General features: G+C 57.2%; 13 protein-coding genes. 5 read left to right on the forward strand and 8 right to left on the reverse strand.

Translation table 11 applies throughout. The features are described 5' to 3' along the window. Positions 1-43: 43 nt before the first annotated feature. Positions 44-844 (forward strand): ferritin-like domain-containing protein, encoded by an 801-nt coding sequence (locus tag B9Z41_RS09045; protein ID WP_100146744.1) that lies wholly within the window; start codon positions 44-46, stop codon positions 842-844. A 12-nt stretch (positions 845-856) separates the two neighbouring features. On the opposite strand, the gene xerD is transcribed toward B9Z41_RS09045, so the two are convergent. Both xerD and B9Z41_RS09055 read right to left on the reverse strand, forming a co-directional pair. Beyond that, on the reverse strand, positions 857-1,759 hold the full coding sequence (xerD, locus tag B9Z41_RS09050) for a site-specific tyrosine recombinase XerD (RefSeq protein ID WP_100146745.1): 903 nt from the start codon (positions 1,757-1,759) through the stop codon (positions 857-859). Between the two features lie 30 nt (positions 1,760-1,789). Beyond that, on the reverse strand, positions 1,790-2,752 hold the full coding sequence (locus B9Z41_RS09055; RefSeq protein ID WP_100146746.1) for a tripartite tricarboxylate transporter substrate binding protein BugE: 963 nt from the start codon (positions 2,750-2,752) through the stop codon (positions 1,790-1,792). A 90-nt stretch (positions 2,753-2,842) separates the two neighbouring features. Here B9Z41_RS09055 and B9Z41_RS09060 point away from each other — a divergent pair, with 90 nt between their 5' ends. From B9Z41_RS09060 to B9Z41_RS09075, 4 genes are all read left to right on the forward strand, one after another. Further along, on the forward strand, positions 2,843-3,748 hold the full coding sequence (locus B9Z41_RS09060; RefSeq protein WP_100146747.1) for an AEC family transporter: 906 nt from the start codon (positions 2,843-2,845) through the stop codon (positions 3,746-3,748). A gap of 89 nt (positions 3,749-3,837) precedes the next feature. Further along, complete coding sequence (locus B9Z41_RS09065; protein ID WP_100146748.1) at positions 3,838-4,095, forward strand: type B 50S ribosomal protein L31; 258 nt, start codon at positions 3,838-3,840, stop codon at positions 4,093-4,095. 51 nt (positions 4,096-4,146) lie between these two features. Continuing rightward, positions 4,147-5,868, forward strand: coding sequence for a hypothetical protein (locus B9Z41_RS09070; protein ID WP_100146749.1), 1,722 nt, complete (start codon positions 4,147-4,149; stop codon positions 5,866-5,868). After that, entirely contained in the window at positions 5,865-7,232 is a 1,368-nt protein-coding gene (locus tag B9Z41_RS09075) for an MATE family efflux transporter (RefSeq protein ID WP_100146750.1), read from the forward strand. Before B9Z41_RS09070 ends, B9Z41_RS09075 begins: the two co-directional genes overlap by 4 nt. A gap of 10 nt (positions 7,233-7,242) precedes the next feature. On the opposite strand, the gene phoR is transcribed toward B9Z41_RS09075, so the two are convergent. Genes phoR through pstC form a run of 6 tightly spaced genes read right to left on the reverse strand, consistent with a single transcriptional unit; the run spans position 7,243 to position 12,643 of the window. Continuing rightward, positions 7,243-8,595: a phosphate regulon sensor histidine kinase PhoR gene (phoR, locus tag B9Z41_RS09080; protein ID WP_100146751.1), complete on the reverse strand. Its 1,353-nt coding sequence runs from the start codon at positions 8,593-8,595 to the stop codon at positions 7,243-7,245. A 19-nt stretch (positions 8,596-8,614) separates the two neighbouring features. Next, positions 8,615-9,301 carry a phosphate regulon transcriptional regulator PhoB gene (gene phoB, locus B9Z41_RS09085; RefSeq protein WP_100146752.1) on the reverse strand — a complete coding sequence of 229 codons (687 nt, stop codon included), beginning with the start codon at positions 9,299-9,301 and terminating at the stop codon, positions 8,615-8,617. Positions 9,302-9,317: 16 nt separating this feature from the next. After that, positions 9,318-10,019, reverse strand: coding sequence for a phosphate signaling complex protein PhoU (phoU, locus tag B9Z41_RS09090; RefSeq protein WP_100146753.1), 702 nt, complete (start codon positions 10,017-10,019; stop codon positions 9,318-9,320). 22 nt (positions 10,020-10,041) lie between these two features. Then, entirely contained in the window at positions 10,042-10,815 is a 774-nt protein-coding gene (gene pstB, locus B9Z41_RS09095) for a phosphate ABC transporter ATP-binding protein PstB (protein WP_100146754.1), read from the reverse strand. Positions 10,816-10,832: 17 nt separating this feature from the next. Continuing rightward, complete coding sequence (gene pstA, locus B9Z41_RS09100; RefSeq protein WP_100146755.1) at positions 10,833-11,681, reverse strand: phosphate ABC transporter permease PstA; 849 nt, start codon at positions 11,679-11,681, stop codon at positions 10,833-10,835. Next, positions 11,678-12,643 carry a phosphate ABC transporter permease subunit PstC gene (gene pstC, locus B9Z41_RS09105; protein ID WP_100146756.1) on the reverse strand — a complete coding sequence of 322 codons (966 nt, stop codon included), beginning with the start codon at positions 12,641-12,643 and terminating at the stop codon, positions 11,678-11,680. The genes pstA and pstC overlap by 4 nt, the downstream gene beginning before the upstream one ends. Positions 12,644-12,738 lie beyond the last annotated feature (95 nt).

A 12,738-nucleotide genomic window follows, 5' to 3' on the forward strand; every position in this document is an offset into this window, starting at 1 on the left:
GACACATCCTTTGCATGTTTGGGTAATTTCTACAATTGTAGGGATGCAGCTCAGATCCCATGCCCTCCAAGCCCTTTGTTTGGCACACCCACGTGACAAAGTGGATGCCGTTCAGAGCTTGTGGAAAAAGTCCCCCAGCTGGGTGCTTGACCCAACGCAGTGCATCGCATTGCCCCCCGAAGAGCTTCTACCAGGGCGTCCCGCGGCACCGCGCTTGGTGCCTCCTAAGCAGGTGGTCACACGTTCGCCCTTTACCCCTCAAGGATTGGCAGGTTTGATCCATGCCGTGTGTCACATTGAGTTCAACGCCATCAACCTTGCATTGGATGCCGTATGGCGCTTCGACAACATGCCCGAGAACTTCTACACCGACTGGATGCAGGTGGCCTTTGAGGAGTCACAACACTTTGAGCTGCTTCACACCTTGCTGCAAAGTTTGGGTTACCAGTATGGGGACTTTGATGCGCACGATGGCTTGTGGCAGATGTGCGAGAAAACAGCGGCCGATGTGTTGGCCCGCATGGCCTTGGTACCTCGTACGCTTGAGGCACGCGGGCTCGACGCCACACCCCTGATTCAAAGTAAGCTACGCAAAGCCAACAGTCCTGGCGCTTTGCGTGCGGTGGAGGTTCTGGACGTGATCTTGCGCGACGAAGTCGGACATGTGGCGATTGGCAACCACTGGTACCGCTGGTTGTGCGCACAACGCGGACTAGACCCTGTCACGCTGTATGGCGAATTGGTGCTGCGCTACGAAGCACCTCGGCTCAAACCACCGTTCAATACCGAAGCTCGTAAAAAAGCGGGCTTTACCGATACCGAACTGAATGACCTGTTGGGGTGAACACACCCAACGTCAGCCACGCGGGTGGTGTGCCGCATGCAAGGTTTTGAGGCGCTCGCGCGCAATGTGCGTGTAGATGGTGGTGGTGGAAATGTCGGCATGGCCGAGTAACAGCTGCACGGCACGCAAATCAGCACCGTGGTTGAGCAAATGGGTCGCAAACGCGTGGCGCAGGGTGTGCGGCGACAACGGCACTTGCACGCCGGCCAACACGGCATAGCGTTTGATCAGTTGCCAAAACATGACCCGCGTCATGGCCTCGCCTGCATGCTGGCCACGCACCGTGACAAACAAAGCATCGGTCTGGTGCAGCTTAAGCAAAGCTGGCCGCGCTTGTGTCAAGTAACGTTGCAGCCATTCGCGGGCCACTTCACCAAACGGTACCAAGCGCTCTTTGCTGCCTTTGCCCATGACACGCAACACGCCTTCGTTGAGCCCGACATGCAAGGTTTTGAGCCCTACCAACTCGCTCACACGCAAGCCACTGGCATAGAGCAACTCCATCATGGTCCGGTCACGCACACCCAATGGCGTGTTCACATCGGGTGCGTTGAGCAAACTCTCGACATGGGCTTCGCTCAAACTCTTGGGCACGCGCAGCGGCTGCTTGGCCGCCAGCAGCTTGAGTGTGGGGTCGACCGTCACCAAGCGCTCACGCAAAGCCCAACGGTAAAAGCGCTTGAGCACCGTGAGGCGACGGTTGGCACTGGTAGCTTTGGTCTGGCTGTGGCGTGCCGCAAAGTAATCGTGTAAGTCTGCCTCTTGAGCAGCCAGCAAAGACCTGCTGCGCTTGCTCAACCAATGCGACAGGGCATTTAAATCACGTCGATAAGCGGCCAGAGAATTGGCCGCTAAGCCGTCCTCCAGCCAGAGGGCATCGATGAAGGTGTCGATCTGCGAATCTACAGCGGCCACAAACGCCCTCCCAACGGAGAAACGCCCAAGTTAATCGAGCGAGAGCTTTTGCTCAATCACCACGCGCTTGTAGACCTCATATTCAGCCTTCATCTGGGCCGCAAATTGCTCAGGCGTATTGGCCACGATCAACGAACCCGTGTCTTCGATGCGCTTGCGCACAGCGGGGTCTTCCAAGGCCTTCTTCACACCGGCGCTGACTTTATCCACGATGTCTTTGGGCAAACCTTTAGGTCCATAAATACCGTAATAAGCCATGCGGTTGACCGGCTCCAAGCCCACTTCTTTGAACGTGGGTACGTTCGGTAATACAGCCAAACGCTGAGGGGCAGCCACCACGATGGGCACCAAACGGTTGTCTTTGATGAAAGGCAAGGCCGAAGGCAAGTTGTCAAAAATCATCGGCACTTGACCCGCTACGGTGTCGTTGAGCGCCGGGCCTGCACCGCGGTAAGGAATGTGGGTGATGAAGGTGTTGCTGAGGTTTTTATACAACTCCATTTGCAAATGCCCAATGCCACCCGTGCCCGACGATGAGTACGAGTACTTGCCGGGCGAGCGTTTGACTTCGGCAATAAACCCCTTGTAGTCTTTGGCAGGAAAACTCGGGTGCACCGCAATGATGTTGGGCGTGGCCGCAATGTTGATGATGGCCGTGAAATCGGTCAATGCGTTGTAAGGGATCTTGGTGTTGATGGCGGGGTTGGCCGCCGTGGTCGACACAGTCGCCAGACCCAACGAGTAACCATCTGGAGGCGCCTTGGCCGTTTCGTTGGCCCCCACCACGCCGCCGCCACCTGCTTTGTTGATCACCACCACCGTTTGGCCCAAAGCTTTGCCCAAAGGCTCAGCAATGACACGGGCAATGATGTCGGTGGTACCACCAGGCGCAAATGGCACCTGCAACTGAATAGGTCGGCTGGGATACGCCTGTGCCATCACAGCAGACGCTGCGAAACCAAGTAAGAGCCCGAACCCATGACGCTTGTGCATATCTGTACTCCTTGAGCAATACCAAAACATAGCCCTGATCGTATCCGCAACTGCGCCTGACACCGACCTGCAAGCGGTTATTCTTGGCGGGTGAATTACGCTCAACTGCTCTTCCCCGATTTCTCATTGATTCTTTGCGGTTACCTGGTCTGCCGCTACACCGCACTCAACCGCACCGTCTGGGAGCAGGTCGAGAGTTTGGTGTACTTTTTTCTATTTCCAGTCTTGTTGTTTCACTCCATCGTGCGCAGCCCGTTGGACTTGAATGCCGCCTCTCACCTGATCATGGCGGGCCTCGCCTTGGGTGTCGGCAGCATCGGTTTGTCTTATGCCCTGCCTTGGCTGCCGCTGATTGGACGACACATGGACACACGGCTGCATGCGGCCAGTGCTCAGGTGGGCTTTCGCTTCAACTCGTTTGTGGCGCTGGCTTTGGCCGACCGCATTGCGGGGCCTCAAGGCTTGCTGTTGATTGCGGTGTTGATTGGCGTCTGTGTGCCCCTCTTCAACATTGGAGCAATCTGGCCCATGGCCAGGCACGGGCAGCGGGGCTTTGTGCGCGAGCTGTCACGTAACCCGCTCGTCATCGCCACCGCCTCAGGGCTGCTTGCCAACATCGTGGGCTTGCACATCCCCAATTGGACCGAACCCACCTTGCAACGCATTGGCGCGGCCTCACTGGCCTTGGGACTGATGGCCGCAGGTGCGGGCATGCAATTCGCCACGCTGGCACAAGCCAAGACCTTAGGCCTCGCATTACTCGCGATTCGTCACTTGCTGACGCCGCTCATGGCATGGGGCTTAGCGAACTGGTTTGCGCTCGACGCCACCCAAACCAGTGTGTTGCTGGCCTTTTCAGCACTGCCCACGGCATCCAGTTGCTATGTGCTGGCAACGCGCATGGGCTACAACGGGGCCTTTGTGGCTGGACTGGTGACGCTTTCCACCCTGTTGGGCATGTTCAGCCTACCGTTTGCCTTGGGAGTGTTGCGCTGAAACTGCTGTCTTTTGTGGCACAATATCGCGTTTTGCGGAAAGTGCGTTGAAATAGGTTGACGTGGCTACCGCAGCTGACAAGGAAGATCATGAAAGAAGGCATTCACCCCAACTACCGCGAAGTTTGCTTCGTGGACATGTCCAACGGTTTCAAGTTTGTGACCCGTTCGTGCGCCAACACCAAAGAAATGGTGAAGATGGACGATGGCCGCGAGCTGCCCTTGTTCAAACTGGATACCACCAGCGAATCACATCCCTTCTACACAGGTACACAGAAATCTGTGGACAACATGGGTGGTCGCGTGGAACGTTTCCGCAACAAGTACGGCAAAACTGCCGCCAAGTAAGCCACTCGCTCACTTCCAAGAAGGCAGCCCGACAAGGTGCTGCCTTTTTTTATGACCGAAACCACCCCCGCCATCGTCGCCCAACACGCCGTTCGCCGCTTGCCACGCTTGGCCATGTGGCTGTTTTGCCTGGCGTTTGTAGTGCCGGGCTTGTTTGGTCGCGAGCCGTGGAAAGGCAACGAAATCACGGCCTTTGGCCAAATGCTGGCTTTGGTCGATGGCCCCAGCAGTTGGCTCACCCCCATGCTGTGGGGTCAGGCTCCGGATCTGGATGCCTTGCTGCCCTATTGGCTCGGCGCATGGGCCATCCAAATGGCCCCGCATGGCATGTCCGCAGCACTGGCTGTGCGCATTCCTTTCGCCATGCTGCTGGGCTTGACCATGGCCGCCACTTGGCACGGCGCCTACTACCTGGCGCTCAGTCCACAAGCCCAACCTGTGGCTTTTGCCTTCGGGGGTGAAGCCCAACCCAAAGATTACGCCCGCACCATGGCCGACGGGGCTTTGCTGGCCTTGATCGCCTGTCTTGGCCTGGCGCAGTTGTCACACGAAGCCAGCCCTATCTTGGCGCAACTGGCTTTTGTCAGTTGTGCGTTTTATGGTGTGGCAGCCCTGCCCTACCACCCGCGTTACAGCTTGGTTGCCCTGGGACTGGGCCTGTCAGGTCTCTCCTTGAGTGGCGCGCCCAGCTTTGCTGTGCTGATGGCCGCGGGCAGCGGCCTGTTGTGCTTGCTGGATCTGGAAAGCACATCGGCCACAACAGGACGCCGTCATGCCTTGTGGCTGGTGGGCATGGGCCTGGCCGTGGCATGCATTGCCAGTGCTTTGGACGTCTGGCAATGGCGTCTGCAAACCCCGCACAACAACTGGTCTGAGTGGCGCAGTGTGTTGCGCTTGTTGGCCTGGTTCACCTGGCCTGTCTGGCCACTGGCCTTGTGGACACTGTGGCGTTGGCGTAGCCATTGGACGTCGTTGCACTGGAGCCGCCATGTGGTGCTGCCTATGTGGTTTGCCGCCCTGACCGTGGTGACCGCACTGTTCACGCCTTCTGCGGACCGCACGCTGCTGCTGGCACTCCCCCCTCTGGCCACCCTGGCCGCGTTTGCCTTGCCTACCCTGCGACGCAGCATGAGCGCATTCATTGACTGGTTCACACTGCTGTTCTTCTCAGGTTGCGCCTTGGTCATTTGGGTGGTGTGGATTGCCATGCAAACCGGTTGGCCAACGCAACCTGCGGCCAACGTGGCACGCCTGGCACCTGGCTTTGTGCCAAGCTTTGGTGTGCTGGCCTGCGTGGTGGCTGTCATGGCCACCCTGGCCTGGGCCTGGCTGGTGCTGTGGCGGGTTGGCAAACACCGCCATGCCTTGTGGAAAAGCGTGGTGTTGCCAGCCGGCGGTGCGGCCTTGTGCTGGCTGCTGCTGATGACCTTGTGGTTGCCCTTGCTTGACTTTGCCCGCAGCTACAAACCCTGGGTGGCACAAATTCAAACCGTGATGGCGCGCGTCAGCAGCACGGCACCGAACTGTCTGATGGCCTACGGGCTGGATGCGGGTCAAATGACGGCCTTTCGCTACCACGGTGGCTTTGAGATCAAACCCCTAGATAGCAGCTCACGCCCACAACACGCCAGTTGCGAGTGGCTGCTGGTCGACAACGATTTGCGCCCTGGCTTATCCCAGGTGGTCAAGCTCAGCGAGTGGACGCGCATTCAAACCATACGTCGTCCGTCTGACAACGACGAAGACGTGATCTTGTTCCATCGCCAACCATGAGTCGCAGCGAAGGAGCCACCATCGTGCGTCACGCCAGCACGGTGCTGGTGGGGCAATTGGCTGTCATGGCGTTTGGCATCACCGACACCCTGGTGGCCGGACGTTTTGCCGACACCGCCTTGGCGGCATTGTCAGTGGGCTCGGCCACCTATATCACGGTACACATCTCATTGATGGGCATGTTGCAAGCCCTGCTGCCGGTGTGGGCTGAATTGCATGGCGCAGGCCGTCAAACGGCGGTCGGACAGTCTGTGCGGCAGGCGCTTTACCTGTGCGCGTTCACCATGGCCATTGGCATGGTGGCTTTGTTTTTTCCTGGACCGTTGCTCAACTGGACCCAGGTGCCCGCAACGCTGCAAGCCGAGGTGCGCGAGTACCTGGCTATCGTGGCCGTGGGTTTGCCCGCCTCCCTGTTGTTTCGCATGTACGGCACACTGAACCAAAGCCTGGGCAAACCCAAGTTGGTGACCTGGGTGCAGGTGGGCGCGTTGGCCGTGAAAGTGCCACTCTCCATCGTGTTGGTACTTGGCATACCTGGCTGGTTCGATCCCATGGGCTTGGCGGGTTGTGCCTGGGCCACCCTGGCGGTCAATTACCTGATGCTGGGCTTGGCCCTGTGGTTGCTCAAAACGCAAGACTTCTACCGCCCCTATCGCATCTGGTCACGCCTGGAACGCCCCGACTGGGCGCAACTCAAGCGCTTTGTTCAACTGGGCCTGCCCAGTGGCTTGGCGATTGGGGTGGAAGTGACCTCGTTCACCTTGATGTCGTTGTTCATTTCTCGCCTGGGTGTGGTGGCCACCGCCAGCCACCAAATCGTCAGCAACATGGCCGCCGTGCTCTACATGGTGCCGCTGGCGTTGTCGATTGCCAGCAGCGCACGTGTGAGCTACTGGTTGGGTGCAGGAGACATCCAACGCGCACGCCGCGCCTTGCGCACAGGCCTGGTGTGGGTGGTTGGCATGGCGTGTTTGTTGGCCACCCTGATGGGCTGGCAACGGGACGGCATTGCGGCTCTTTACACGGTGTCCCCACAAGTCGCCACACTGGCCAGCACCCTGCTGCTGTGGGTCGCGCTGTACCACTTGGCCGATGCCTTGCAGGTGTTTTGTGTGTTCACCTTACGCAGCTATGGCATCACCGTACTGCCCCTGCTCACCTACACCTTGCTGCTATGGGGACTGGGCTTGGCGGGCGGTTATGCCGTGGCCTACGGCCAGGTAGATAGCAGTGCACTGTCCTGGTTGGTGGCTGAGTCGCCCATTGCGTTTTGGCAAACCAGCAGCGTCGCCTTATGTCTGACGGCTGCGGTGCTGTTGAGTGTGTTGTGGCGTGCTGCTTACCAAACCCGCACGCAACGCTGATGGTGCGCTCTTAAGCCGCGTGCTGACGCCAACGTGCTGGCGGCAAAGTCAAGGTAAAGCATGACCCTTGGCCCTGCACACTTTGAATTGACAAATGGCCACCGTGACGCTGCATCACGTGTTTGACAATGGCCAGCCCCAAACCCGTGCCCCCCGATTCGCGTGAACGGCTGCGGTCAACACGGTAAAAGCGCTCGGTCAGGCGTGGCACATGTTCGGCCGCGATTCCGGGGCCGGTGTCTTGAACCGCGAAGCGCAAGCTTGCGTCGGGCAATACCTGCGCCTTGACGTCAATGTGTCCCCCGGCTGGCGTGTAACGCACCGCGTTGCTCACCAGGTTAGACAGCGCGCTTTGCAGCTCACGTGGCTCGCCCAGCAAAACGGCATCCGACAAACTGGGATCTGCCGAGAACGTCAAACTTTGGGGCGTGCCTTGTGCGTCCAACAAAGACGACAAAGCTTGTGCTTCTTGCTGGCAAAAGCGCAGCAGTTGGGACACGCTCAGGTTGGATTGGTAGCCCGGGTTCGGACTACCTTCCAAGCGTGACAGGGTGAGCAGGTCTTCCACCAAGCTTTGCATGCGATGTGCTTGTGTTGCCATCAAGGCGAGATAACGCTGCTGCTCGTGTGCACTCAAGGGTAGCGTTTGCAAAGTCTCCACAAAGCCCGACAACACCGTGAGTGGCGTACGGATTTCGTGTGACACATTGGCCACGAAATCGCGGCGCATGGCTTCGGCCTGCTCCAGTGCGGTGACATCGCGTGTGATCAGGAGTTGTTTACCCTCACCATACCGATGACGCTGCACAAAAATGCGCACGGGATGCCCCTCGCGGTCATCTCGCCCGGCGATGACCACCGGTTCGCAGGGCTCAGGAGTGCTCATGTACGCCATGAACACCGGGTCGCGCACCAAATTACCAATGCGCTGCATCAAATCACGCTCAGTGTTGATGCCCAATTGCGCAGCCGCTGTTTGGTTGCACCACTCGATTTGGGTTTGGTCATCCAACAGCATCACGCCATTGGGTGAGGCCTGAATGGCCAACAAAAAGTCTTTCAATCGTTGCTCGCTGGCCAGCAAAGCACGTTCACGCTCGCGCAGCAAGCGGCGGGTACGGTCCACCACTTCGCCCCATAGACCTATGGTTTGCGGAGCTCGGTCTAAGTCACCCTGACGCAACCACGACACCACACGCAAGCCACGCAAAGCATCGAGCAGCCACCACAACAATCCGGCCAGCAAGGCCCCACTGAGCAAAGAGGCCCATGCGGTGAGCGCCGTTTTGGCACCACCCCAGAAATAACCCAGGGCTGCGCCGAAAGAAAGCAGAAAAAGAAGACTGAAAAAACGCCAGAACACGTGACCCTTCAGAGACCTATCAGGTCTTGGCTGTGATTCGGTATCCTACGCCACGCACCGTTTCCACCATGGCACCGGCCTCACCCAAAGCCTCACGCAAGCGCTTGACGTGCACGTCGACCGTGCGTTCTTCAATGAACACATGATCCCCCCACACGCGATCGAGCAACTGGCTGCGGCTATGTACACGCTCGGCATGGTGCATCAAATAATTGAGCAGCTTGAATTCAGTCGGCCCTAGCTTGATGGACTGATCCTGATAACTCACACGGTGCGTGGAACCATCGAGTTGCAGCAAACCGACCTTGACCACATCGCTGGCTTGTTCGGGTGCACGCCGACGCAAAACCGCACGGATGCGTGCCAACAGCTCCTGGGTCGAGAACGGCTTGGTGATGTAGTCATCTGCGCCAGCGTCCAAGCCCGCCACCTTGTCAGGCTCATCGCCACGCGCTGTCAGCATCAAAATTGGAATGGTCTTGGTGCGTGGGTCTGCACGCCAGCGACGCGCCAACACCAAACCACTGTGGCCAGGCAGCATCCAATCCAGCAAGATGACGTCGGGCAACACCTCATCGATTTCTTTTTGGGCAGCCTCACCATCGGACGCCAGCACAGCCAGCATGCCCTGGTGGCGCAAATTGACTGCAATCAATTCGGCAATGGCCGACTCATCTTCCACCACCAACACTCGGGCCATTTTCATGTCAGATCAGTCCTGCTCAACCCATGGACGATTCAACATCGGCCAATGGTGTGTGGCGCACATCTTCGCCTTTGACGATGTAAATGATGAACTCTGCAATGTTCTTGGCATGGTCGCCAATCCGCTCAATGGCTTTGGCAATGAACAACAAATCCAAGCTGGCGGAGATGGTGCGCGGGTCTTCCATCATGTAGGTGATGAGCTTGCGAACAAAGCCATCGAACTCTTGGTCAATCTGATCGTCTTCACGCAAGATGCTGACAGCAGCAGGCACATCCAAACGGGCAAAAGCATCCAGTGCTTTGCGCAGCAAGCCCGACGCCAGCTCTGCACACATGCGCAAATCGGTCGAAGGCAAGGTGCGGGGAGTACCCCCATCGATGATGGACTTGACCATGCGTGCAATCTTCGAAGCCTCATCACCCACACGCTCCAGGTTAGCAGTGGTTTTTGACATGGCCATCAGCAAACGCAAATCGCGCGCAGTAGGCTGCCTGCGACCAATGATGGATGAGATGTCGCGGTCGATTTCAACTTCCAGTGCATTGACACGTGCTTCTTGATGCAACACATCTTCAGCCACCTCGGCACTGAAATGTGACAAGGCATGGATGGCTTGTCGAATTTGCGACTCAACCAATCCGCCCATCTCCATGACGCGAGAAGACAGGTTGTTGAGGTCGTTGTCGAACTGGGAGGACAGGTGTTTATCAGGCATGGTGCATCTCTTCCAAAAAGCATTAGCCGAATCGGCCAGTGATGTAGTCTTCGGTCTCTTGGCGCTTGGGTTTGAAGAAAATTTGTTCGGTCTGACCAAATTCCACCAAGTCCCCCAGGTACATGTACGCCGTGTTGTCACTGCAACGCGCCGCTTGTTGCATGTTGTGCGTCACGATGACCACGGTGTAGTCACGCTTGAGTTCAATGATCAACTCTTCTACTTTGGCGGTTGAAATCGGGTCCAGGGCAGAGCAAGGCTCATCCAACAACAACACTTCAGGCTTGATGGCAATACCACGTGCAATGCACAAACGCTGTTGCTGACCACCCGAGAGACCCGAGCCGCTTTGTTGCAACTTGTCTTTGACTTCGGTCCACAAGGCCGCTTTGCGCAACGCCCATTCCACGCGGTCATCCATGTCGCTGGCATTGAGGTTTTCAAACAGCTTCACACCAAAGGCGATGTTGTTGTAGATCGACATCGGAAACGGGGTGGGCTTTTGAAACACCATGCCGACTTTGGCACGGATCAAGGCCACGTCTTGCTTGGAAGTGAGCAGGTTCTCACCATCGAGTTCAATCACGCCTTCGGCACGCTGCTCGGGATAGAGCTCAAACATGCGGTTGAAGGTGCGCAACAAGGTGGACTTGCCACACCCCGAAGGACCGATGAAAGCGGTGACCTGGTTTTCGGGAATTTCAAGGTTGATGTTTTTGAGCGCGTGGAATTTGCCGTAATAAAAATTCAGGTCTTTGACTGAAATTTTGGCTTTGGTCGCAACTGCGGTATCCATGGTTCGCCTTTGGAAGATTAGTCTTTTTGACGCGTGAGCACACGCGCCAAAATATTGAGGCCCAACACCGCCACGGTGATGAGAAACACGCCAGCCCAAGCCAGCTCTTGCCAGTTTTGGTAAGGGCTCATGGCAAATTTAAAAATCGTCACGGGCAAACTGGCCATAGGTTCAGACAAACTGGAGGTCCAGAACTGGTTGCTCAGTGCTGTGAACAACAAGGGCGCCGTCTCTCCTGAAATACGCGCCACAGCCAACAAAATACCTGTAACGACCCCTGCACGCGCAGCCCGCAAGGTGATGCTGGAGATCACTTTCCACTTCGGAGCACCCAAGGCGTAAGCCGCCTCACGCAAACCGGAGGGCACCAGCTGCAACATGTTTTCGGTGGTGCGAATCACCACAGGAATCACAATCAGCGCCAAGGCCACCACACCGGCCCAACCCGAAAAAGACTTGAATCGCGCCACCACCAGGGTGTAGACAAACAGGCCAATCACAATCGATGGCGCTGATAGCAAGATGTCGTTCACAAAACGGGTGACACTTGCAAGCAGGCTCTTGGGTGAATACTCGGCCAAGTAAATGCCAGCCATGATGCCGATGGGCGTGCCCACGAACGTGGCCAATGTCACCATCAAGAACGAACCGTAAATAGCATTGGCAATGCCGCCCACATCGTTAGGCGCTGGGGTGGACTCGGTCAATGCCACCCAAGTCAAACCGCCCACACCCAAGCGGATGGTTTCCCACAAAATCCAAACCAGCCACACCAAGCCAAACGCCATCGCCGACATGGACAAAAACAAGGCCACACGGTTGACACGCTGACGTGCTGCAAATTTAGCCAAACGGGGATCGCTCATGACTTGGTCCCTTCGCTGCGCTGCATGCGAGCCAACAACACTTTTGACAGCGCCAACACCACGAAAGTGATGAAGAACAACACCAGTCCCAAATAAATCAACGACGCTTGGTGCAGCCCTTCTGAAGCTTCTGCAAACTCATTGGCCAATGCAGACGTGATGCTGTTGGCGGCCTCAAACACACTCAGGGAGTTGAGTTGGTTCATGTTGCCAATCACAAAAGTCACGGCCATCGTCTCGCCCAAGGCACGGCCCAACCCCAACATGATGCCGCCGATGACACCCGCTTTGGTGTAGGGCAACACCACGGTGGACACCACTTCCCAAGTGGTCGCCCCCAAGCCGTAGGCAGACTCTTTCAACAAAGGAGGCGTGACTTCAAACACATCTCGCATGACCGATGCGATGAACGGAATGATCATGATGGCCAAAATAATGCCAGCAGACAAAATACCAATCCCCACTGGCGGCCCGGAAACCATGGCCCCCAAATACGGCACGCCCGTCAACAACTTTTGCAAGGGCACTTGCACATAGGTCGACAAAATGGGGCCAAACACCAGCAGGCCCCACATGCCATAGACGATAGAGGGAATAGCGGCCAACAACTCGATGGCAGTCCCCAGAGGACGTTTGAGCCAGGCGGGCGACAGCTCAGTCAAAAACAAGGCAATGCCAAAACTGACCGGCACTGCAATCAACAACGCGATGAACGAGGTGGTCAGCGTGCCATAAATCATGACCAAGCCGCCGTAGTCGTTCTTCACGGGGTCCCACACGGTGCGGGTCAAAAAGCCCAGGCCATAGGCATCAATGGCAGGCCATGCTCCCACCACCAAGGACAACAAAATACCAAACAACAACGCCAAGGTCAGACATGCCGCAGCAAGTGCCGCCCAGCCAAACAAACGGTCAATGAAGGACCCCATGCGCAAACTGGGAGGTAAAGGTGGTGGATTCATGTCTCGCTCGTCACGTCGTGAAAAGGGGCCGCCGGAAACAGCAGGCCCACGGTCTGAGAGTGTATGACTCGTCACGTCTGGGGTCTTGGTTTCAA

Source organism: Limnohabitans sp. JirII-31 (assembly GCF_002778315.1).
GTDB lineage: Bacteria > Pseudomonadota > Gammaproteobacteria > Burkholderiales > Burkholderiaceae_C > Limnohabitans.

Excerpts from the sequence above, each read along its gene's own strand:
- B9Z41_RS09045 (WP_100146744.1), top strand. The coding sequence starts at position 44 with ATGCAGCTCAGATCCCATGCCCTCCAAGCCCTTTGTTTGGCACACCCA.
- B9Z41_RS09055 (WP_100146746.1), bottom strand. The coding sequence starts at position 2,752 with ATGCACAAGCGTCATGGGTTCGGGCTCTTACTTGGTTTCGCAGCGTCT.
- B9Z41_RS09065 (WP_100146748.1), top strand. The coding sequence starts at position 3,838 with ATGAAAGAAGGCATTCACCCCAACTACCGCGAAGTTTGCTTCGTGGAC.
- B9Z41_RS09070 (WP_100146749.1), top strand. The coding sequence starts at position 4,147 with ATGACCGAAACCACCCCCGCCATCGTCGCCCAACACGCCGTTCGCCGC.
- B9Z41_RS09075 (WP_100146750.1), top strand. The coding sequence starts at position 5,865 with ATGAGTCGCAGCGAAGGAGCCACCATCGTGCGTCACGCCAGCACGGTG.
- phoB (WP_100146752.1), bottom strand. The coding sequence starts at position 9,301 with ATGAAAATGGCCCGAGTGTTGGTGGTGGAAGATGAGTCGGCCATTGCC.
- phoU (WP_100146753.1), bottom strand. The coding sequence starts at position 10,019 with ATGCCTGATAAACACCTGTCCTCCCAGTTCGACAACGACCTCAACAAC.
- pstB (WP_100146754.1), bottom strand. The coding sequence starts at position 10,815 with ATGGATACCGCAGTTGCGACCAAAGCCAAAATTTCAGTCAAAGACCTG.
- pstA (WP_100146755.1), bottom strand. The coding sequence starts at position 11,681 with ATGAGCGATCCCCGTTTGGCTAAATTTGCAGCACGTCAGCGTGTCAAC.
- pstC (WP_100146756.1), bottom strand. The coding sequence starts at position 12,643 with ATGAATCCACCACCTTTACCTCCCAGTTTGCGCATGGGGTCCTTCATT.